The organism is Variovorax sp. CCNWLW225 (assembly GCF_037204045.1).
Classification (GTDB): domain Bacteria; phylum Pseudomonadota; class Gammaproteobacteria; order Burkholderiales; family Burkholderiaceae_C; genus Variovorax.
Window position 1 is genome coordinate 58588 of sequence record NZ_JBBCBV010000015.1, and the last position, 22189, is coordinate 80776.

Below are 22189 nucleotides of genomic sequence, written 5' to 3' on the forward strand. Positions count from 1 at the left end.
ACATCGTGAGGAACATAGTAGTCAAATGTTCCTTAAACGGGCCTGAAGCCGAGCCCGAAGCCTGGAAAAGTGCTCAATGCAGCATGACCCGCGCCGCAGTCTGCAAAAAGTGCTTGAGCGGCGGCGTCTGCAGTCCGGCCACCTTGGCCTCTTCATCCCAGAGCCGCAGCCGGATCGCATCACCCGACCAGGGGTGGTCGGCGAAGCGCCGGACGGCTTCGGTGTTCATCGGCCCGCCCTGCAGCGCCAGGCTGCGCACGGAATCGGGCGAAAGCCGCGCGAAGTAGTCGGGGCGCGTCGCGCAAAGATAGCGTTTGGCGTCCACATGCAGGCGAATCGGCTCGCGTACCTCCAGTCCGAAGGCGCCGCGCAGCACCGGCATTGCAATGTACTGGTGGCGGTCGTCGATGCCCAGCTCGGTGGGTGAGCGCGAGAGTGTCTGGTGCTCCGCGATCAGCAGGTGGCCGAGGTCATGCAGCAGCGAGGCCGTGACCAGCGCGTCGTCCGCGCCGGCCTGCTCGGCCAGCCACGCGCATTGCAGCGCATGTTCGAGCTGCGACACCGGCTCGCCCGCATAGGCAACCCCGCCCCGTTCGGCGAACAGGCGGGCGATCTCGGCGAGGTCGAGTGTCATGGCTCTGAAACAAAAGGCGGAAAGCGCAGGCGGCAGGGCGCCAGCTTCGTGCATTGCGGTGACAAGGGCATGACGAAGCCCAGCAAGCACCATGCCGGCGCGTGCCTTCTGACAAATGCCTGTCACACGCCGCTGCCAGCATCGCCGCGTTCATGGCGCTAGCCGTGCGTACTTTTTTCTTCCGCATTCCTTTCCGCTTCGTCTTCTTTTCCTTCCGAGGTATTCCCCATGCTGCGTCGTTCTATCCGCTGGGCCGCCGTGCCGGCCGCTCTGCTCTCGCTGGCCTTTGCCGCTTCGGCCCAGGGCCGCACCGAGCTGCTGGTGTACACCGCGCTCGAGGCCGACCAGGTGCAGGCCTACAAGGCCGCCTTCGAAAAGGAGAACCCGGCCGTCGAGCTGAAGTTCGTGCGCGACTCCACCGGCATCGTCACCGCCAAGCTGCTGGCCGAAAAGGCCAACCCGCAGGCCGACGTGGTGTGGGGCCTGGCCGCCACCTCGCTGATGCTGCTCGACAAGGAAGGCATGCTGCAGCCCTATGCGCCCAAGGGCCTCGACGCCATCAAGCCCACCATGCGCGACCCGGCCAATCCGCCCAAGTGGGTGGGCATGGACGTGTGGTCGTCGGCCATCTGCTTCAACACCGCCGAAGCCACGAAGAAGAGCCTGCCCAAGCCCACCAGCTGGGCCGACCTGACCAACCCGGTCTACAAGGGCCAGATCACCATGCCCAACCCTGCGGCTTCGGGCACCGGCTACCTGATGGTCTCGGGTTGGATCCAGATGATGGGCGAAGAAAAAGCGTGGAAGTACATGGACGCGCTGCACCAGAACATCGGCATCTACAGCCAGTCGGGCAGCAAGCCCTGCCGCCAGGCCGGCGCCGGCGAGTTCGCGCTCGGCATGTCGTTCGAATACCGCGCCAACAAGACCAAGCGGGACGGCGCTCCCATCGACATCGTGCTGCCCAAGGAAGGCCTGGGCTGGGACATGGAAGCCACCGGCATCCTGAAGACCAGCAAGAAGCAGGAAGCCGCCAAGGCGCTGGCCGACTGGGCCGTGACCAAGCAGGCCAACGAGCTGTACGCAAAGAACTTTGCGGTGCTCGCGCTCCCGGGCATCCAGGAAAAGCTGGAGTTCGTGCCGGGCGACGTGGAGAAGCTGCTCGCCAAGAACGACTTCAACTGGGCCGCCGCCAACCGCGACCGCATCCTGACGGAATGGTCGAAGCGCTACGAATCCAAGTCGGAAAAGAAGCCGATGTGATCGTGCTTGAGAACAGCACCAGCACCAGTCCGAGCCCCAGCAGATGACCAGCTTTCTTTCTCTTCGCGGCATCGGCAAGTCCTTTGGCGCCACGCGGGTGCTCGACGGCATCGACCTCGACATCGAGCCGGGCGAGTTCGTCTGCCTGCTCGGACCCTCGGGCTGCGGCAAGACGACGCTGCTGCGCATCGTGTGCGGCATCGAGCGCGCCGACAGCGGGCAGATCCTGCTCGGCGGGCAGGACATCGCGGGCCTGCCGCCCGCGGCGCGCGGCTTTGGCGTGGTGTTCCAGTCGTATGCGCTGTTCCCCAACCTCACGGCCGCGCAGAACATTGCCTACGGCCTGCACCCCACAGGCGCACTGGCCCGCGAGATGGCAAAGCGCTCGCGCGAAATGCTCGACCTGGTCGGCCTGGCGGCGCATGCCGACAAGTACCCGGTGCAGCTCTCGGGCGGCCAGCAGCAGCGCGTGGCATTGGCCCGCGCACTGGCACCCAACCCGCGCCTTCTGCTCTTGGACGAACCGTTGTCGGCACTCGACGCGCAGGTGCGCGCAAGCTTGCGCAGTGAAATACGCTCATTGCAGAAGCGCCTGGGCATCGTCACCATCATGGTCACGCACGACCAGGAAGAAGCCCTCTCCATGGCCGACCGCGTGGTGCTGATGCACAACGGCCGGATCGAGCAGGCCGGCACGCCCGACGAGCTCTACCGGCAACCGCGCACGCGATTCGTGGCGGGCTTTGTCGGCCGCATGAACATGCTGCCCGCCACGGTGCTGGCCGATGGCAAAGTGCGTGTGCGCGACAGCGAGTTGTTCTGTGCGCCAGGCAGCCTGAGCGTCGGTGCGCAGGCCACAGTGGGCATCCGGCCCGAGCATGTGGTGGTCAAGCGCTTCGGTTCCGAACTCGGCGCCAACAGCTTTGCGGCGCGACTGTTGGACACGGAATTCTTCGGCAACCGCACCTCGGCCCGGCTGGCTTGCGAGCCGTTGGGCATCGAGATCGAAGCCGAACTGCCGGCGGATGCACGCGGCGATGGCGGGGAGCCGCTGGTGCCCAGCAGCATGGTGCATATCCAGTTGCCTTTGAATGCGCTGTCTGTTTTGGCGCATTGAATGAGTGCTCGCTTTCTGATTGCGGCGGGTCGTTCGGGGGGCGCACCCGCCGACGGGGTACCTTTCTCCGCGAATGTCCCCCGGCCTGCGGCCTCCTCCTTTATTTCGCTGCGCAAGGCACCCCGCCAGCGGGTGCGATGCACAGAGCAGTCGTTGATCAGCTGTACACCAGCAGCGTGCCCCAGTGCACAGGGCATCGGGTGCTCCGCGCAGCGAAATAAAGGAGGAGCCGAAGGCGGGGGACATTCGCGGAGGGGAGTACCCGGTGGCCTTTGCACCCGCCCTGAACTCAACCACCGCCAATTCGCGAGCGGGGTCCTGCTGACATGAGCAGCTCTCCCGAAGCCATCGCCACCATTCCAACGGTGACGCCACGCAGCAGCGCATTCGACCGCGAACGCTGGCTGACAGGCGCCGCTGTGTGGCTCGTCGTATTGCTGCTGGTGGTGATCGTCGCGCTGCCCGTTGGCGCACTGGTCGGACAGAGCTTTTTCGACCGCACCGGCGTGTTCGTCGGCCTCGCCAATTTTGCGCGTTACCTCGAGAACCCCGCACTGGTGCAGTCGGCTTTCAACAGCCTGGGGCTTGCGGCGATCAGCGCGGTGATCTGCACGGCCGTTGCCTATGTGTACGCCTACGGCCTCACGCTCTCTTGCATGCCGGCCAAGGGTGTTCTGCGCGCCGTGGCACTCATTCCGCTGCTTGCGCCTTCGCTGTTGCCGGCCATCAGCCTGGTCTATCTGTTCGGCAACCAGGGGATCTTCAAGGGGATGCTGGGCGATGTGTCGATCTATGGCCCGCTGGGCATTGTGCTGGGGTCGGTGTTCTGGACGCTGCCGCATGCGCTGCTGATTCTCACCACCGCGATGGCCACTTCAGACGGCCGGCTCTACGAAGCGGCGCAGACGCTTGGTGCTTCCCGCTGGCGCATCTTTCGCACGGTGACGCTGCCGTCCTCCCGCTACGGTCTCATCGTGGCCTCGATGGTGGTGTTTGTGCTGGTCATCACCGACTTCGGCGTGCCGAAGGTCGTGGGCGGGCAGACCAGCGTGCTCGCCACCGACATCTACAAGCAGGTGGTCGGGCAGCAGAATTTTCAGATGGGCGCGGTGGTCGGCCTGGTGTTGTTGATTCCGGCGGTGCTGTCGTTCTTGGTCGAGCGGCACGTGCGCAGCAAACAGGCTGCAGCGCTCTCGGCGCGCGCTACGCCCTATCGGCCCGAGCCTGTCAAAACGCGCGACCGCGCGCTGCTGGTGTTCTGCACGATCACGGCCTGCGCCATCCTCGTGATGATCGGCATGGCGGTGTTCGCATCGCTTGCTACCTACTGGCCCTACAAGCTCGCGCCGTCGCTCAAGAACTACGACTTCGGCAACATGGACGGCGGCGGCTGGGGCAGCTACTTCAATTCGCTGCGGCTTGCGGTATGTGCAGCGGTGGTTGGGGCGTTCATTACCATCATCTCGGCCTACCTGGTCGAGAAGCCGCGCCACTTCGGCCTGCTGCGCGAACTGCTCAACCTGCTGGCCAACCTGCCCCTTGCCGTGCCGGGGCTGGTGCTGGGCGTGGGCTACATCTTCTTCTTCATCTCGCCCTCGAACCCGCTGCGCGCCATCTACGGCAGCATGACCATCCTCGTGGTGTGCACGGTGGCGCATTTCTTCTCGGTGGCGCACCTCACTTCGCTCACTGCGCTGCGCCAGCTCGACCGTGAATACGAGTTGGTGTCCGAGTCGATGGGTGTTCCCTTCTGGCGCACGCTCTGGCGCGTGCACCTGCCGGTGGCGCTGCCCACCGTGCTCAATGTCGGCGGCTATTTCTTCGTCAACGCGATGACGACCGTATCGGCCGTCGTGTTTCTCTACTCGCCGCAGACCACGCTGGCCGCCATTGCGGTGCTCAACATGGACGATGCCGGCGACGTGGCGCCCGCGGCCGCCATGGCCTCGCTGATCATGCTCACGGCCGCTGTCGGCCGTGGCGTGTTCGCGCTGGCAGGGCACTGGGCGCTTGCGCGCACCCAAACCTGGAGAAACCGGTAATGCCCGGACCTCGAATCGACAGCAGCAACAAGAGCAAAGACAGCTTCGACGTGATCGTCGTCGGTGCCGGCATCGTGGGCATGGCTCATGCGTATACGGCGGCGCAGCGCGGCCTCAAGGTGTGCGTGGTCGAGCGCGATGCGGCCTGCATCGGCGCATCAATACGCAACTTCGGCTTCATCACCATCACCGGCCAGGCGCCGGGCGACACCTGGCGCCGCGCGATGCACGCCCGCGAGATTTGGCAGCACATCGCGCCGCAGGCCGGCATCGACATCGTGCATCGCAACCTCTGGCTCGCGACCTATCGGCCCGAGGCGCACGACGTGCTCGAAGCCTTCATGCGAACGCCCATGGGCCAAGGCTGCGAACTGCTCGATGCGGCCGATGCGCAGGCCAAGGCGCCGGCACTGAGCCTGGCCGATGCACGCTCGGTGCTGTTCAGTCCGCACGAGCTGCGCGTGGAATCGCGCACCGCTATCGGCTTGCTTGCGAGATGGTTGGCCGAAGCGCACGGCGTGGTGTTCCGCTTCGGTGAAACCGTGCACGAGGTTGAAACGCCACGTGTGCGCACATCGCGCGGCACCTTGCGCGGCGAGCGCGTGGTGGTGTGCACCAACACCGACCTGCACGGCCTGTTTGCCGATCGCATTGCGGCGCACGAACTCACGCTGTGCCGCCTGCAGATGCTGCGCGTAAAGCCGGAGGCCGGCTTTCGCCTGCCGGGCTCGGTGATGATGGACCTGAGCCTGGTGCGCTACGAGGGCTACAGCACCTTGCCCGAAGCCGCCGCCTTGCGCGCGCGGCTGCAGGAGGAAGAGGCCGCTTCGCTCGCTCACGGCATTCACCTCATCGTGGTGCAGAGTGCCGACGGTTCCTTGGTGGTCGGCGACTCGCACCACTACGGCGATGCGCCCGAGCCGTTTGCGATGGAAGAAGTCGACCAGCTCATCCTTCGCCACCTGCGCAGCACGCTCAATCTCGAAACCGCGCATGTCACCGAGCGGTGGACCGGCGTCTATCCCTCGTCGAAGGCCGCACCCTGCGTGATCGATGCGCCTGACGACGCGACGCGCGTGGTGCTGGTCACCAGCGGCACCGGCGCGAGCACCGGCTTCGGTATTGCGCACGACGTATTCAAGACATGGTGAACACCCCTTTATGAACGCCCACAACCACTCCAAGCTTCAGGCCGTCGTCTTCGACTGGGCTGGCACCATCATCGACTTCGGTTCCTGCGCGCCCATGGGCGCTTTCGTGAAGCTGTTCGAACAGTTCGGAGTGGACATCACCATTGCCGAGGCACGCGGGCCCATGGGCATGGCGAAGTGGGACCACATCAAGGCGCTGGGCACGCTGCCGCGCATCGCGTCGCAATGGGAGGCCAGTCAGGGGCATGCCTTCGACGATGCCGATGTCGACCGCCTCTATGAAGTGTTCACGCCGATGAACGCGGCCAGCGTGCGCGACCATGCCGAGTTCATTCCCGGCGCGCTGGAGGCCGTCAACGCCGCGCGAGAACGCGGGCTCAAGATCGGTTCGACCACGGGCTACAACCGCCCGATCATGGAGGTGGTCGTGCCGATCGCCGCGGCCGGCGGCTATGCGCCCGACAACCTTGTGTGCGCCGGCGACCTTGCCGAGGGCCGCCCGTCGCCGCTCATGATGTACCGCTGCTTTGCCGACTTGGGCGTGTGGCCGCCGCACACGGTGGTCAAGGTCGACGACACCGGCGTGGGCCTGCAGGAAGGCCTCAACGCCGGTACCTGGGCCGTGGGCCTTGCGGTGAGCGGCAACGCGACCGGACTCACGCTCGCCGAATGGCAGACGCTCGATGCTGCACAGCAGCAGGAACATCGCGAGCGCGCCACCGCGCAACTGCAGGCCGCGGGCGCGCACTATGTGATCGACAGCGTGGCCGACCTGCCCAATGTGCTCGAAGACATCGAGCGCCGGCTGCATGGCGGCGAGCGGCCGGCGGCCGCCTGACGGTTCGATGATGCCGCGCGGCACGGCGCGGCGTCCGACTTGACTTGCCTTGCAGCGGGCATAGCATCCGCCGCATGAGAAGCACAGCCTTCGTTCTTCTGTTCTGCATCGGCCTGTTGACGGCCGGCTGCAACGACAAGCCCAAGCCGGGTGGGCCGATGCCCAAGGCTTCGGCGATTGTCGTGGTGCCGGCACTGTCCGCAGGCTGATTCGCCGCAACGGGCGCCAGGTGGCCGCGTGCCGCCGGGGATTGCGCGCTCGCGTCCATGCGTCTTCGCATCCGGGGGTATTCTCGGTGCGGAGAAAAAGCAATGAGAACACCAGAGACAACCATCCACCAGGCCGATTCGCGCTATGCCATGCTGCGGCTCGGCATCACCCTGCTGGTCATGACGGTCGGCAGCAGCGGCATGTACGTGGTGTCGGTGATGCTGCCTGCCGTGCAGGCCGAGTTCGGCGTTGCGCGCGCCGATGCTTCGCTGCCATACACCCTGCTGATGCTCGGCTTCGGCGTGGGTGGGGTACTGATGGGGCGGTTGGCCGATCGCTTCGGTGTGATGTGGCCCTTGCTGATCGGCGCATTGAGCCTCGGTGTCGGCTATGTGGCATGCGGCATGGCCAACAGCATCTTCGCCTTCATCGCGGCGCAGGCGGTGCTGGTCGGGCTGCTGGGCAGCGCCGCGGCTTTTGCGCCGCTGGTGGCGGACACGTCGCTGTGGTTCGTCAAGCGGCGCGGCATTGCGGTGGCGGTGTGCGCAAGCGGCAACTACGTGGCCGGCGCCATCTGGCCGCCCATTGCGCAGCATTTCATCGAGACGGTCGGTTGGCGTCAGACCTATATCGGCATGGGCATTTTCTGCGGCCTGGCGATGGCGGCGCTCGCGCTTTTCTTTCGTGCACGGCCGCCGGCATTGGCCGCCGCGCCGATCGGCGCAACATCCGGCGCGGCGCCGGTGCGCAACATGATGCGGCCCTTCGGCCTCAGCACGGGCACGGCCCAGGGCCTGCTGTGCGTGGCAGGCGTGGCCTGTTGCGTGGCCATGGCCATGCCGCAGGTCCACATCGTCGCCTATTGCGGCGACCTCGGCTACGGCGCCGCGCGGGGTGCGCAGATGCTGTCGCTGATGCTGGGCTTCGGCGTGGTGAGCCGGCTGGTGTCGGGCGCCATCTGCGACCGCATCGGCGGGCTGCGAACGCTGCTGCTGGGCGGCGTGCTGCAGTGCGTGGCGCTGCTGCTGTTCCTGCCGTTCGACGGGCTGGTGCCGCTGTATGTGATCTCGGCGCTGTTCGGCCTGTTCCAGGGCGGCCTCGTGCCGTCTTACGCCATCATCGTGCGCGAGCACTTTCCGCCCGCGGAAGCAGGCGCGCGCGTGGGCACGGTGCTGATGTTCACGCTCTTCGGCATGGCGCTGGGCGGCTGGATGTCGGGCAAGATCTTCGACCTGACGGGCAGCTACCACGCGGCGTTCCTGAACGGCATTGGGTGGAACCTGCTGAACGTCAGCATCGCGGCGCTGCTGACGTTCAGGGTTCGCAAGCTGTGGCTTCGCACCGCGGCGGCGTAGCGCGCAACGCCCGCGCCGCCGCGATGCAAGGCTCGTCAGAGATCTGACAGGCCCATCGCCGGATCGCTCACCGTGTGCTTGCCGGTTTCCACACGGCCTGCAAAGCGGCGCAGGTAGCCGGGGTCGGCATCGCAGGTGACCGCGAAGTCGTACCACTGGCCGCTGGTGGCAAGCTCCCAGTGCTGTTCGGCCGTGGCGCCGCCGTCGACGGTCGAAATCCACGGGCCGTCATTGCGGTAAGCCTTGGCGCTCACAGTGAACTTGCAGCTCTTTGTTCCGCCGTTGCGCATGTCGAGATAGACGTTGCCGTTGGCAATGTCGTAGCACACACGCACTTCAGGGATCGCGCCACTGGTGCGCAGCGCGTCCAGGTTGCCCTTGAAGTGGCGGTGAAAGCCGTTGGGGCCGAGCACCCACAGGTCGTAGAAGCCGCTGTTGTCGACGGCCGCACTCCAGGTGTCGTCGAGCGTCTTGCCGGCTTCCACCGTGTAGCGCCGCGGCAGGCGACCGAGGTTGAGCTTGTCGTACACGTGGAACACCCCGCCGGCCTTGCCCGTGTTCGAGAACAGCAATTGCACCGTGCCGGCCGCCGCGTCTGCGCGCGCGCTGGCATGCAGCTCGTATGGCAGCGCGCGCGAGGGGCGCGTGCCAGTCGATTGGCGCGGCAGCTGGGGGTCGATAGGCAGCGGCACCTGACCCAGCGCCTCCTGGCTCAGGCGCAACTGGTCGGCCTGGTCGCGGGTGCTGCGGCCCGCCAGCGTGGGCAGAGGCTCGTCGTTCGGGTTGGCAAAGTTGAAGGCGCTGGTGAGGTCGCCGCACACCGTGCGCCGGAACGCGCCGATGTGGGGCTCCTTCACGCCGAAGCGCGCTTCGATGAAGCGGATCACCGACGTGTGGTCGAAGGCCTGCGAGTTGACCCAGCCGCCGCGGCTCCATGGCGAGATCACGTACATCGGCACGCGCGGGCCGGGGCCGTAGACGCGTCCGTCGGGCGCAGGCTGCTTGGTGCTACCGGGCGGCGCCGCCTGGTTGAAGTACTCAGGAGCCAGGTCCGCAGCGGGCAGCGTGGTCTTGCCGGCAAAGGTGCCGTCGCCGACCGGAGATGGCGCCGAAGGAGAGGGCACGTGGTCGAAGTAGCCATCGTTCTCGTCGAAGTTGACGAGCAGCACGGTCTTGCTCCAGACCTCGGGCACGGCGGTGAGTGCGTCCAGCACCTCTTGCAGGAACCATGCGCCTTGCACCGGGCTCGACGGGCCCGGGTGCTCGCAGTAGATCGACGGCGCATTCATCCAGCACACCTGGGGCAGCTTGCCTTCGCGGATGTCGCGCCTGAACGCGTCGAGGTAGTCCTCGGGCCGGGTGCCCGGCAGCGTGTTGGCCACGCCCTTGTAGAGCGGGCTCTTCGCGTCGTCGGTGACGCGGTCGTAGGCGCGGTAGGGCAGTGGCTGGCCGGTGTCGGCATAGGGCGTGTTCGGCTTGCCGCCGCTGGACACCGGAAAGCCCGAGTCGAGGTTGGCCTGGCGGAACTGGCGAAACGCACCCAGCATGTTGTCGCCCCATTCGTCGGGCATGTTCTGGTAGCTGATCCAGCGCACGCCCGCTTCTTCGAGGCGCTCGGCATAGGTCTTCCATGTGTAGCCGGTGTTCACCGACTCGGGGCGCCCGTCGATCCAGTCCCACTCGTTGGTGACGAAGGCGGTGCCGCTAGCGGTTGCACCGTTGGTGCCGGTGAGGTGGAAGGCCCGGTTCGCATCGGTGCCGGTGTGCATGCTGCAGTGGTACGCATCGCAAAGCGTGAAGGCGTTGGCCAGGGCAAACTGGAACGGGATCTCCGCCTCCTTGTGGTAACCCATGGCCTTGGTGGTCTTGTAGCGCGGCCACTGGTACATGCGGCCGGCGTCCCAGGCGTTCTGGCTGTCGGCCCAGTCGTGGGGCGTTCCGCCGTCGCGTTGGGCGTTGCCCTTGCGGCTGTCCAGGTGATAGGGCAGCACCAGCTTTCCGCTGCCGTCGGTCTGCTGCCACACGTTCAGGCCCTTGGGCAGCGGAATGGTGAACCGGTCGCCAAAGCCGCGCACGCCCATGAGCGTGCCGAAGTAGTGATCGAACGAACGGTTCTCCTGCATCAGGACGACGATGTGCTCGACGTCCTGGATGGTGCCGGTCTTGTTGTTGGCGGGAATGGCCAGCGCGCGCCGGATGCTCGGCGGAAAGGCCGAGACCGCGAGCGCCGCGGCGCCCGTGGTGGCGGCGCCTGTGAGAAATCTGCGGCGTGAGTTCATTGCGCGTGCAGCCTCACAGGTCGGCCAAGCCCATGGCGGGGTCGCTCACCGAGTGCTTGCCGGTTTCGACGCGGCCTGCAAAGCGGCGCACGAGGCTCGTGTCGGCATCGCAGGTCACGGCAAAGTCGTACCACGCGCCGCTGCTTGCCAGGTCCCAGTGCAGTTCGGCCTTGGCGCCACCCGCTACCGTTGCGGTCCACGGACCGTCGGTGCGATAGGCCTTGGCGCGCACGGTGAACTTGCAGGCATTCTTGCCGCCGTTGAGCATTTCCAGGTACACGTTGCCGTTGGCAATGTCGTAGCACACGCGCACTTCAGGCGCGGCCGCGTCGCCGCTGCGAAGCGCGTTCAGGTCGCCCTTGAAGTGGCGATGAAAGCCATTCGGCCCGAGCACCCACAGGTCGTAGAAGCCGCTGTTGTCGCTCAGCGAGTTCCAGGCGTCGTCCAGCGTCTTGCCGGGCTCGACCATGTAGCGGCGCGGCAGGCGGTCGAGGTTGAGCTTGTCGTACACATGGAACACCGCGGCGGCCGTGCCGGTGTTGGCAAACAGCAGCTGGGCTTTTCCGCCGGTGGCGTCGATGCGGGCGCTCGTGTGCAGTTCGTACGGCAACGCGCGCGAAGGGCGCGTGCCTTTGGCTTGAAGCGGCAGTTGCGGCATCGCCGGAAACGGCACCTGCGAAAGTGCCTCTTGATCCGTGCGCAGCTGGTCGGCCTGCGCCTTGGTCTTGCGGCCTGCGAGCGTGGGCAGCGCTTCGTTGTTGGGCGACACGAAGTTGAAGGCGCTGGTGAGATCGCCGCACACCGCGCGGCGGAAACCGCTGATGTTGGTTTCCTTCACGCCGAAGCGGGCCTCGATGAAGCGGATCACCGAGGTGTGGTCGAAGGCCTGCGAGTTGACCCAGCCGCCACGGCTCCAGGGCGACACCACATACATCGGCACGCGCACGCCGGGGCCGTAGACGCGGCCGTCGGGTGCAGGCTGTTTGGCGGTGCCGGGCGGGCTCGGATGGTTGAAGTACTCGGGCGAGAGCGCTTCGAGTGGCAGCGTGGTTTTTCCGGCGGGCGTTCCGTCGGGGTTGATCGAGGGCGCGGCCGGCGAAGGCACGTGGTCGAAGTAGCCGTCGTTCTCGTCGAAGTTGATGAAGAGCACCGTCTTGCTCCACACCTCGGGCACCGCGGTGAGCGCGTCCAGCACTTCCTGGGTGTACCAGCCACCCTGCACCGGGCTCGAAGGACCGGGGTGCTCGGAATAGGCCGCCGGCGCGACGATCCACGACACCTGGGGCAGCTTGCCGTTCTTGATGTCCTGGCGGAACTGTTCGAGAAAGCCGCCGTCGGGCATGGTGTTGGCAATGCCCTTGTAGAGCGGATTGCCGGCGTCGTCGCTGGCCGGGTCATAGGCAGGCGAGATCGCGCTGTTGCTCACGGGCTTGCCGGAGGCTTCGTTGGCCAGCCGATACTGCTTGAAGCCGGCCAGCGAGTTGTCGGTGAAGTTGTCGGGCATGTACTGGTAGACGATCCAGCTGACCTTGGCTTCCTGCAGGCGCTCGGGGTAGGTCTTCCAGCTGTAGCCCTCGGCGGAGCTGCCGATGTCGTCCCACTCGTTGTTGACCGTGGCCACGTTCGCGCCCGTGGGGCCGTTGGTGCCGGTCCAGAGGAACATGCGATTCGAATTGGTGCCGGTGTGCATGCTGCAGTGGTACGCGTCGCAGAGCGTGAACGCGTTGGCGAGCGCGAACTGAAATGGCAGTTCCGCCTCTTGCAGGTAGCCCATCGACTGGGTGAAAGGCGCCTCGTCGGTTTTCTTGTATTTCACCCATTCATGCATGCGCCCTCCAGCCCATGCATCCTGCCCGTCGCTCCAGCTGTGCGGCGTGCCGGTCATGCGTTGCGCATTGCCCTTCGAGCCGTCGAGGTGGTAGGGCAGCACTTCCTTGCCGGTGTCGTCCAGTTGCTGCCACACGCTGCGGCCGTTGGGCAGCGGAATGGTGCAGCGGTCGCCGAACCCTCGCACGCCCATGAGCGTGCCGAAGTACTGGTCGAACGAACGGTTCTCCTGCATCAGGATGACGATGTGCTCGACGTCTTGAATGGTGCCGGTCTTGTTGTTGGCAGGAATGGCGAGCGCGCGGCGGATGCTGGGCGGAAAGGCGGCGAGTGCAAGCGCGGCGGCACCGGTGGTGGCCGTGCCCTGCAGGAATTTGCGGCGTGAGTTCATGGTCTTCTTGTGTTTGGTCATGAGGAGGTGCGGTGGCGTTGCGTGGGTGCGCTCAAGGCGCGCAGCGCATCTCGGGTTTCACGCCCGTGTCGGGTGCGGGCGGGTTCGGATTGGCGGGCACTTCGGGGTTGGTGGGCGTGGTGGGTGCGCCGGTGCCGGGCGGGAAACCGGAGAAGCCGCCGCCTCCATCGCCGCCGCCGCAGGCGGAAAGGGCGCAGGCCAGGGCCAGTGCGGAAAAGAGCCGCACGGAGGGGAATGGGAGTCGCATGGTGGGTTCCTTGGTGTTGTCGTGTACGGACGGTTCGGATGCGACAAAAAAAAGGCGCCATGAAGGCACCGCGCACCGGACAGACCGCAAGACTAGGGAAAACCCGTTACACCGCCATGAAGAAGCGATGACAACGCTCAAGCGCTGGGCGCGCCAGGGGAGCGGAGCGCCGCGAAAGCGCCCGCCCAGCGAGAGGCTCAGCCCTCGTTGCTGATGCCGCTGGAGACGTGGCCGGCGGGCACGTGGCGTGCCGCGGCGTCGACGTGGCCGGTCTGGTCGTCGAAGAAGAAGTCGGGCTCGAACTCGCGCAGGAATTCACCCTTGGGCAGGCCGCCGAGGAACATCGCCTCGTCGACGCGGATGTTCCACTTCATCAGCGTGCGGATCGCGCGTTCGTGCGCGGGCGCGCTGCGTGCGGTGACCAGTGCGGTGCGGATGCGCATCTGCGCATTGCCGGCCAGCTGCAGCCGATGCAGCGCGGACAGCAGCGGCTTGAACGGGCCTTCGGGCAGCGGCAGGTCGGCCTTGCTGAGCTCGTGCGCCTGGAAGGCGTCCAGGCCCTCGGCCTGGAACACGCGCTCGGCCTCGTCGGAGAACAGCACCGCGTCGCCGTCGAAGGCAATGCGCACTTCGTTGGGCCAGGCATCGCTGGCCTTGACCGATTCGACCAGCACCCGCGCGGCCGGAAAGCCGGCGTTGAGCGCCTCGCGCACGTCTTGCGCATTGACCGACAGGAACAGATGCGCGCGCAGCGGCCGCAGGTAGCCGAAGGGCGGGCGGCCCTGGGTGAACACGCCGCGCTGCAGCTTGATGTCGGCGGCCGCGCTGGAGCGGAAGATGCGCATGCCAGAGACGGGATCGTTGCGCGAAAGAATGACCACCTCGACACGCTGCACGCCGTCGTCGTTGAAGCGCAGCAGCTTGCGGATCAGCGAATACGCGATGCCGGGCGCGGCCGGCACGTCGATGCGGTCGAGCTGCAGCTTCATGTAGCCCTCGTTGTCGCCGGCCTCGAAGATCTTGTTTTCTTCTTCGAGGTTGAACAGCGCGCGCGACGATATCGCGACCACGAGCTTGTCTTCGAGCGTGACGGGCATGAGGTTTTTCGGGTTCCCTGGCGGGCGTTACTTGACGAACTGGTTCAGCTGGATGATAGGCAGCATCACCGCCAGCACAATGAGCATCACCACGCCGCCCATGGCCACGATCAGCAGCGGCTCTAGGATGGTGGCCAGGTGCATCGCGCGGCGCTGCACTTCGGCGCCGAGTTGGTTGGCCGCACGCTGCAGCATCAGCGGCAGCGTGCCGGTCTGTTCGCCCAGGCGGGCGAACATCGACACCAGCCCCGGAAAGCGCTTTTTCTGCGCCAGCGCCGAGGCGAGCGGCGCGCCTTCGCGCACCAGCACCAGCGCATCGAGCGCATCCGCGCGCATTGCGCGGTTGCCGAGCGTTTCGGAAGCGGCCTGCAGCGCGCGCAGGATGGGTACGCCGGCGGTCGCGAGCATGGCCAGCGTGCTTGCGAAGCGCGCCGCGTTGTAGCCGCGCGCGAGCTTGCCGACCAGCGGCAGCTTGAGCCAGGCGGCATCGAACTTCAGGCGAAACGCTTCTTGCGCCAACGCCAGGCGGGCGGCAATGGCGGCGAACACCACGCCGCCCAGCATCCACCAGCCGTAGTTGCGCACCGCCGCACTCAGCGACAGCATCACCGTGGTGAGAAAAGGCAGCGAGCGCTTGGTGCCCGCGAACACCTGCGCCACCTGCGGCACCACATAGCTCACGAGAAAGATCACGATCACGATGGCAACCAGCGTGACGATGGCCGGGTACAGCGCCGCGCCGACGAGCTTCTGCTGCAGCGCCTGCCGCTCTTCGAGGTCATCGGCGAGCCGGTCGAGCACGAGGCCGAGGTTGCCGCTCTGCTCGCCCGCTCCGATCACGGCCGTATAGATGGCCGAGAACTCGCGCGGATGGGCCGCGAGCGCACGCGCGAAGGGCGAGCCTGCATTGACTTCGGCGCGCAGCGACGCGACAAGGTTGCGCTGCGGCTCGGTCTCGGCTTCGTCGGTGAGCGCGGTCAGCGCGCGCTCGAGCGGCAGGCCGGAAGACACCAGGCCCGCGAGCTGCCGCGTCCAGACCGCGAGCCCGGTCGAGCTGAAGATTCTTGCGCCGCCGCCCAGCCACCGCCGCAGGCCGCCGCTGCCCGTGCCGTTGATGTGGCTGCTGCCGACCGGCGTGACCGACAGCGGAATGAGCGCCTGCGCGCGCAGCAGGCTGCGGGCGCTGCGGGCTGTGTCGGCCTCGAGCACGCCTTCGCGGGACTGGCCGCTGGCATCGATGGCTTCGAAGGAATAGGCAGGCATGGCAGACCGAAAAGGCTATTTTTTTATTCGCGCGTGACCCGCACCAGCTCGGCGCGCGACGTGATGCCGGCCTGCACCAGCCGTTCGCCGTCCTCGCGCATGGAGCGCAGCCCGCCGCGCGAGCCGGCTTCGAAGAGCTGGCTCTCGGCAGCCTTGCCGTGGATGAGCGCCTGCACTTCGTCGTTGGCCACCAGCAGCTCGAAGATGCCGGTGCGGCCCTGGTAGCCGGTCTGGCCGCAGACCTCGCAGCCGGCGCCGCCGCATGCCGTGCAGACCTTGCGCACCAGGCGTTGGGCGAGCACGCCCAGCAGCGACGAACTCAGCAGGAAAGGCTCCACGCCCATGTCGGTCAGGCGCGTGACGGCGCTGACCGAGTCGTTGGTGTGCAGCGTCGCAAGCACGAGGTGGCCGGTGAGCGAGGCCTGAATGGCGATTTGCGCGGTTTCGAAATCGCGGATTTCGCCGATCATGATCACGTCCGGGTCCTGCCGCAGGATGGCACGCAGGGCCTTCGCAAACGTGAGCTCGATCTTGGCGTTGATCTGCGTCTGGCCCACGCCCGGCAGCTCGTACTCGATGGGGTCTTCCACCGTCATGATGTTGCTGCGGCTCGCGTCGAGCCGGGCCAGTGCGGCGTACAGTGTGGTGGTCTTGCCCGAGCCGGTAGGCCCGGTCACCAGGATGATGCCGTGCGGCTGTGCGATGAGGCGCTCGAAGCGCTCCAGCGTGTCGCCCTGCATGCCGACCGATTCGAGCGTGAGCTTCGATTCGGTCTTGTCCAGGAGGCGCAGCACCGCGCGCTCGCCGTGGGCGCTTGGCAGCGTGGAAACGCGCACGTCGACCGCGCGGGTGCCGATGCGAAGGCTGATGCGCCCGTCCTGCGGCAACCGCTTCTCGGAGATGTCGAGGTCGGCCATGATCTTCAGGCGCGAAATCAGCGCGGCGTGCAGCGCACGGTTCGGTTGCACCACCTCGCGCAGCGTGCCGTCGATGCGAAAGCGCACGGACGAAGTGCGCTCGTAGGGCTCGATGTGGATGTCGCTCGCACCGTCGCGCGCGGCCTGCGTGAGCAGCGCGTTCAGCATGCGGATGATGGGCGCATCGCCTGCGCTTTCCAGCAGGTCATCGACCGCCGGCAGCTCCTGCATCATGCGCGAGAGGTCGGCATCGCTCTGCACCTCGCTCACCACCGCGGCGGCGCTCGATTCGCCTTGCGCATAGGCCGCGCTGATGCGCTGCGCGAGCGGGCCATCGGCCAACACTTCGAAAGCCTGCACGCCGTATTTGCGCGTGACTTCGCCGAGCGCGCTGCGCGAGGGATGGCTCGACATCCACAGCGTGTAGCGGCCGTCGTCGGCCTCTTCGAGCAGCAGCTGCTGGCTGCGTGCGAACGCGTAGGGCAGGGGGTGGCGCATGGGCAGGATCAGCGGTGCGTTTTCGTAAAGGCGGCGGGCCGGGGCTTCAGGGCAGTTCGCGCGAACTGGTCGGGTCGGCCGTGGGCGGCAAGGCACCGCGCAGTGGGCTCGGGCGCAGGCTGCGCGTGTCGGCCGGCGGACGCGGCGGCGGAATGAGCTGCGTGCCCTGGATGCGCTCGCTGCTGTTGCTGCTGCTTGTGCGGTCGGGGCGCGGCGCGGGTGCTTCGGGCAGCACGGGCGCGGAATCGACGCCGCGCAGCATGATGTTGTCGGTGTTCGGCTGCGCGCGCTGCTGCATGCCGCGGATCTCGTCGTAGCGGTCGTACGAAAACGCCTCGGTCGAGGCGCCGTCGCGCATGACTGCGGGGCGCAGGAACATCATCAGGTTGCTCTTGGTGCGCGAGCGGATCTCGTTCTTGAACAGGTTGCCGAACACGGGAATGTCGCCGGCCAGGGGCACCTTCTCGATCGTGTTGTTGTAGTCGTCCGAGAGCAGGCCGCCAAGCATGACGAGACCGCCGTCTTCCACCAGCACGCTGGACTCGATGGAGCGCTTGTTGGTGGTCGGGCCGTTCGGGTTGCTGACCGTGTTCTGGTCGACCGTCGAGGTCTCCTGGAAGATGGTCATCTTCACGGTACCGTTCTCGTTGATGGTCGGGCGCACGCGCAGCGTGAGGCCCACGTCCTTGCGCTCCACCGTGGTGAACGGGTTGATGCCCACCGAGCCCGAGGTGCTCGCGTACTGGCCGGTGACGAAGGGCACGTTCTGGCCGATGACGATCTTGGCCTCTTCGTTGTCCAGCGTCAGCAGGTTGGGCGTCGAGAGCACATTGGCGTCGCCGTCGCTGGTGAAGAAGTTCGCAATCGCGCCCAGGATGTACTGCCCGCCGATCTTGCCGGCGATGGCGAGGTTCAGCCCCGACGACGGCCGCACGTTGGCCACGTCGCGCGTGGCCAGGGCCTGCGTCAGCGCCAGGATGTTGGCGCTCGCAAGGCTCGAATTGGTGCCGATGACCGCGTTGTTGCCCAGCGCGCTCTGCCACTGCACGCCGAAGTTGGCGGCCTTCTTGGCGCTGACCTCGACGATCAGGGCCTCGATCATCACTTGGGCGCGCCGGCCGTCGAGCTTGTCGATCACCGCGCGCATCTGGCGATACTGAGGCTCGGGCGCGGTGATGATCAGCGAGTTGGTCGAGGGGTCGGCCTGGATCTGCCCGCCGGTCGAGGGCTGGTTGGCGTTGTTCAGCGGCGCATTGGCGGCCGCCGAGCCGCCCTGACCGCTGAGGCTCGTCTGCTGCATGGCCTGCGGAATGTTGGCTTGCGGCTGCGGCTGGCCGCCACCGCCCGCGGCGCCGGGCGAGCCTGGCGTGCCGGGCAGCTGGTTGGCGGCCATGGCGGCGCGCAGCGTGGCCGCAAGGCGCACGGCATCGGCGTTCTTGAGGTACACCACGTAGATGTTGCCGGCCGCGCCGTTGCTGCTTTCAGCGGGCGCGCGGTCGAGCTTTTCGACCAGCGTACGCACCAGCGCCGCGCGCGCCGGATTGGCCGCGCGCAGGATCAGCGCATTGCTGCGCGGGTCGGCCAGCAGGGTGGTGCGGAACGAAGCGTCGGCCGTGCCCGATGCGGCGGCGCCCGGTGCGCCCGAGCCGCTGCCGTCGACCAGCCGCGTGATCAGCGGCAGCATGTCGGTGGCGATGGAGTGCTTGAGCGGGATCACCTCGATGTCCGACGCGTTGGGCACGTCGAGCGCCGCGATGATGCGGCTGAGGCGGCGCATGTTGTCCGCGTAGTCGGTGATCACGAGCGAGTTGTTGCCCGGGTTCACGTTGATGGTGTTGTTCGGCGGAATGAGCGGGCGCAGCACCGGCAGCAGGCTGTTGGCGGACTCGTAGTTGAGCCTGAAGATCTGCGTGACGATCTGGTTGCCGGCCACCGCGCCGGCGCGGGGCGTGGCAGTGTTGACGGTCTGGGTCTGCAGCTTGGCGTCGGCCTCGGGCACGACCTTGTAGAGCCCTTCGGACTCGACCACTGCGAAGCCCTGCAGGCGCAGCGCGGAAGCAAACTGGTTGAACGCGGCGGCCGGCGCAATGGCACGGTCCGTCACCAGATTCATCGTGCCCTTGACGCGCGGGTCGACCACCACGTCGCGGCCGGTCACCACCGCCATGGTGCGTGCCACGGCCTCGATGTCGGCATTGGCGAAGTTGAGCGTGATGGGTTTGCCCCGGCGCGGCGCATCGGGGCTCGCGGCTTGCGCGAAGGCGGGCGGCACGGCCTGCAGGAAGGTGGCGGCGATCAGCATCTGCGCTGCGAGTGCAACGATGCCGAGGCGGCTGCCGTGCGAAGTCAATGGCTTCATCATGATCAACCCAGGGTGATGATCGAACGCGTGTTGTCACGCCGTCCGATGATGTTCAACAAATTGGAAAGTGCGTCTTCGCGGCCGGGTGCGGCACTGGCTTCGCCGTTGAAGCGAAAGGCCGTGCCGTTCCAGCTGCCGCTGCCGTTCAGCTGCAGGCTGCCTTCGCGCGTGCTCAGCAGCAGGCTCGGCCGGCTGCCGCCTTCGAGCGTGAGGCGGTAGCTGCCCATCGGCTTCAGGGTCGAGAGGCTCGACGACACATCGGTGGCGTCGAGCGTGGCCTGGCCCGCGATGCGCAGTACGGGGCCGTCCCACTGCATCGACAGGGCCTTGGTGGAAAGATCGAGCGTGCCCTCGAGCTTGAGCGTATTCCAGGGCGCGCCCAGGCCCGTCAGCAAGGTGGCGGGCCAGCGGGAACTGCCGTCGCCCCACTGCAGCTGCATGCCGTCCGCGCGAGGGCTGGCCTTGAGCTGCAGCGGCCGGGCCGCGCAGCAGGGCAGGTCGAGCACGGCGAACATGCCGCTCCAGGTCGGCCGCATGCGCCAGTTGAGAGAGCCGGGCAGCGACACCGCCTCGGCGCCGCCCGCACCGCTTGCAAGCACCACAGCCGCCGCACCGTTCCAGACCGTGCCGCGCGGGTTGACAAGCAGCAGCCGGCCCTGGCTCCAGTTGGAAAGTGCCGAGGCCAGCCACCGGGCCGGTGCGAACAGAACGAGCGCGAGCAGTGCGCCGATCACGATGCCCAACAAGGCCCAGCGCCAGCCGCGGCGCGGCGTGGGTTCGGAAAGGGAAGAGCGCGTCACCATGCGGCGGTGCTCGTGCTCAACGGGCCGCGGGCAGCGCCATCACCAGCGTGCCCTCCCAGCGCACCTTCGGGGGTTGCGGGTCTTTGCTGCCCGCCGCCGGCGGCGTCGCGGCGGCCCGGGCCAGGTGGGCTTCGCGCGGCACGGCGTGGGCGTTGCCGCGTGCCTGCGAGAGCCACTGGGCCAGTTCGTCCGGCGTGGCGCGCAGCGTGACGGTGGCGGCACCGTCGCCGCTGGTCGTGATGAGCTGGGCATTGGTGCCCAGGCTCTGGCGCACGGAAGTTTCGAGGGCGCGCAGCGCATCGTCCCGGGTCAGGCGGGGCTGGGCCTGCAGCGCCTTTGCGCGATTCTGCAAGGTGGCCATCTGCTGCAGTTGCGCGTCGAGCCGCGCGTGTTCGGCCGGCGCCGCAGCGAGCGTGCGCAACGCGGGGGCGAGCGCAATCCACCACAGCAGGGCGAGCACCACGAGCGTGAGCGCAATGGCCACCATGCGCCGTTCGCGCATCTCGAGCGCAGCCCAGCGGGTACGGAGTTGTTCGCTGAGGTTCATCGCGAAGCCTCGGCTTGCACCAGCAGCAGATCGCCTTCGGAGCGCACGCTGTAGCCGCGCGGGCCCATGGCACCGGAGAGCCGCGTGAGCTCGGAAGGCTGCAGGCCCAATCCGCGCAGGCGCAGCTGGCCAGCGCTGTAATCGACGGCGGTGGGTACGCGGCCCGGCGGGAGATTGGCGGCGAGCGCGCCGATCATCGGTTCGAAGTCGCTGCCGGCCACGTCGCCCACGGCCTGCTGCAGCGCCGCGACTTCGCGGGCCATTTGCACGGGCGCATCGACCACCAGCTTCACGGAGGGAAAGGTCTCGGTCAGCATGGTCTTGACGGCCTGGCGTTTGGCGTCGAGGGCATTGCGTTCCTTCCAGGCCCAGGCGTTGAGGCCGACCAGTTGGGTGAGCAGCAGGGCGATGACGCCCCAGCGCGCGGCGCGCCATTCGGGCGCGAAGCGAAGTGTCTGGACCACCGATGCAAATTTCTTGCCGGCGCGCGCGCGGCCCGTGACGGCGAGGTCGAACTGCGCAAGCTCCCAGGGCGAGCGCGTGGCCTGCAGCCAGCGCTGGGGCGCCTGCACGATGGGCAGGCGGCGCTCGAGCAGTTGCTCGGCAGCTTCGGCGACGGCGGGTTCGGCGGTGATGACCGCGGTGTCGAGCGGCAGGCTGCCGGACAGCGCCAGCCCGGCACCCGCGAGCGGCAGCGAGACCACGCCGTCGGCATCGCACACCGTGAGCTGCGGCGCCTCGGCTTCGCCGGTGATCTGCAAGAGCGGCGGACCGTCGGCCGGCTGGGGTGCGAATTCAGGAACGATGCGCACCACGCGCCGCCCCGCCGACTCGAGCCCCTGCACCACGCTGCGCAGCCAGATGCGGTTGCAGGCCGCCACCCACACCGGCGCGCCGGCCTTGGCATCGGGCTCGAGCGCAAAGTGCAATGCCTCGGGTTCGTCGAGCAGGTGCTCCTCGAGCAGGCCGTCGAGCACGGCGCGCAGCTTGGAAGTGCTGCCCATGCTGCCCTTGGGCAGGGTGACGCGGTGCCATGAGAGCGCGGCGGCGGGAATGCCGAGGGTGACTTCCGCGCTGGCCGGCAGCAGCGCGAGCAGCGCGCGGCCATAGTTGCGCAAAGCGATGCCGTCGTCGCCTGCCTGGGCCCAGTCGTACTCGCCCGCGGCGTCCGCCGGAGGGAGGGGGGCAATGAGCAACAGCGGTGTCATTTCGATTTCGGAAGGGCGGGTGATTGTAGGGGCGCGGTTATTGCGCGGGCGCTACTTTATTTGTAGCGTGTGACGTAGATGCGACGGGCACTGGGCGATGCTTTTGGGGTAAAAAAACT

18 protein-coding genes are annotated in these 22189 nt (G+C 67.2%); 7 read left to right on the top strand and 11 right to left on the bottom strand.

Features of this window, described 5'->3' with window-relative positions:
• Positions 1-73 precede the first annotated feature (73 nt).
• A complete protein-coding gene (locus V9L20_RS21065) occupies positions 74-634 on the bottom strand; it encodes a phosphonate degradation HD-domain oxygenase (RefSeq protein WP_337298084.1) in 561 nt (186 codons plus the stop codon).
• Between the two features lie 228 nt (positions 635-862).
• On the opposite strand from V9L20_RS21065, the gene V9L20_RS21070 reads away from it, so the two are divergent.
• The 7 genes from V9L20_RS21070 to V9L20_RS21100 all read left to right on the top strand — a co-directional run bounded on the left by V9L20_RS21070 (position 863) and on the right by V9L20_RS21100 (position 8610).
• Positions 863-1897, top strand: coding sequence for a putative 2-aminoethylphosphonate ABC transporter substrate-binding protein (locus tag V9L20_RS21070; protein ID WP_337298085.1), 1035 nt, complete (start codon positions 863-865; stop codon positions 1895-1897).
• Between the two features lie 43 nt (positions 1898-1940).
• Positions 1941-3014 carry an ABC transporter ATP-binding protein gene (locus V9L20_RS21075; RefSeq protein ID WP_337298086.1) on the top strand — a complete coding sequence of 358 codons (1074 nt, stop codon included), beginning with the start codon at positions 1941-1943 and terminating at the stop codon, positions 3012-3014.
• Between the two features lie 326 nt (positions 3015-3340).
• The gene (locus tag V9L20_RS21080) at positions 3341-5056 is read left to right on the top strand and encodes a putative 2-aminoethylphosphonate ABC transporter permease subunit (RefSeq protein ID WP_337298087.1); all 1716 of its coding nucleotides are present in this window, start codon (positions 3341-3343) and stop codon (positions 5054-5056) included.
• A complete protein-coding gene (locus V9L20_RS21085; RefSeq protein WP_337298088.1) occupies positions 5056-6207 on the top strand; it encodes a TIGR03364 family FAD-dependent oxidoreductase in 1152 nt (383 codons plus the stop codon). Before V9L20_RS21080 ends, V9L20_RS21085 begins: the two co-directional genes overlap by 1 nt.
• A 10-nt stretch (positions 6208-6217) precedes the next feature.
• Positions 6218-7045: a phosphonoacetaldehyde hydrolase gene (phnX, locus tag V9L20_RS21090; protein ID WP_337298089.1), complete on the top strand. Its 828-nt coding sequence runs from the start codon at positions 6218-6220 to the stop codon at positions 7043-7045.
• 74 nt (positions 7046-7119) lie between these two features.
• Positions 7120-7254, top strand: coding sequence for a hypothetical protein (locus V9L20_RS21095; protein WP_258504300.1), 135 nt, complete (start codon positions 7120-7122; stop codon positions 7252-7254).
• Between the two features lie 102 nt (positions 7255-7356).
• Entirely contained in the window at positions 7357-8610 is a 1254-nt protein-coding gene (locus V9L20_RS21100; RefSeq protein ID WP_337298090.1) for an MFS transporter, read from the top strand.
• A 35-nt stretch (positions 8611-8645) separates the two neighbouring features.
• Here the strand turns inward: V9L20_RS21100 and V9L20_RS21105 are convergent, their stop codons facing one another.
• The 10 genes from V9L20_RS21105 to gspL all read right to left on the bottom strand — a co-directional run bounded on the left by V9L20_RS21105 (position 8646) and on the right by gspL (position 22070).
• The gene (locus V9L20_RS21105) at positions 8646-10889 is read right to left on the bottom strand and encodes a phosphocholine-specific phospholipase C (protein WP_337298091.1); all 2244 of its coding nucleotides are present in this window, start codon (positions 10887-10889) and stop codon (positions 8646-8648) included.
• A gap of 13 nt (positions 10890-10902) precedes the next feature.
• Positions 10903-13107, bottom strand: a complete 2205-nt coding sequence (locus V9L20_RS21110) for a phosphocholine-specific phospholipase C (protein WP_337298130.1) — start codon at positions 13105-13107, stop codon at positions 10903-10905.
• A 52-nt stretch (positions 13108-13159) separates the two neighbouring features.
• Positions 13160-13375, bottom strand: coding sequence for a hypothetical protein (locus V9L20_RS21115; RefSeq protein WP_337298092.1), 216 nt, complete (start codon positions 13373-13375; stop codon positions 13160-13162).
• Positions 13376-13572: 197 nt separating this feature from the next.
• On the bottom strand, positions 13573-14472 hold the full coding sequence (locus V9L20_RS21120) for a 5'-nucleotidase (RefSeq protein WP_337298093.1): 900 nt from the start codon (positions 14470-14472) through the stop codon (positions 13573-13575).
• A gap of 27 nt (positions 14473-14499) precedes the next feature.
• Positions 14500-15735, bottom strand: coding sequence for a type II secretion system inner membrane protein GspF (gspF, locus tag V9L20_RS21125; RefSeq protein WP_337298094.1), 1236 nt, complete (start codon positions 15733-15735; stop codon positions 14500-14502).
• Positions 15736-15758: 23 nt separating this feature from the next.
• Complete coding sequence (locus tag V9L20_RS21130; protein ID WP_337298095.1) at positions 15759-17150, bottom strand: GspE/PulE family protein; 1392 nt, start codon at positions 17148-17150, stop codon at positions 15759-15761.
• Positions 17151-17196: 46 nt separating this feature from the next.
• Complete coding sequence (gspD, locus tag V9L20_RS21135) at positions 17197-19512, bottom strand: type II secretion system secretin GspD (RefSeq protein WP_337298096.1); 2316 nt, start codon at positions 19510-19512, stop codon at positions 17197-17199.
• A gap of 2 nt (positions 19513-19514) precedes the next feature.
• Positions 19515-20315, bottom strand: a complete 801-nt coding sequence (gene gspN, locus V9L20_RS21140) for a type II secretion system protein N (protein ID WP_337298097.1) — start codon at positions 20313-20315, stop codon at positions 19515-19517.
• A gap of 16 nt (positions 20316-20331) precedes the next feature.
• Positions 20332-20862, bottom strand: coding sequence for a type II secretion system protein GspM (gene gspM / locus V9L20_RS21145; protein WP_337298098.1), 531 nt, complete (start codon positions 20860-20862; stop codon positions 20332-20334).
• On the bottom strand, positions 20859-22070 hold the full coding sequence (gene gspL / locus V9L20_RS21150) for a type II secretion system protein GspL (protein ID WP_337298099.1): 1212 nt from the start codon (positions 22068-22070) through the stop codon (positions 20859-20861). Before gspL ends, gspM begins: the two co-directional genes overlap by 4 nt.
• Between the last annotated feature and the right edge of the window lie 119 nt (positions 22071-22189).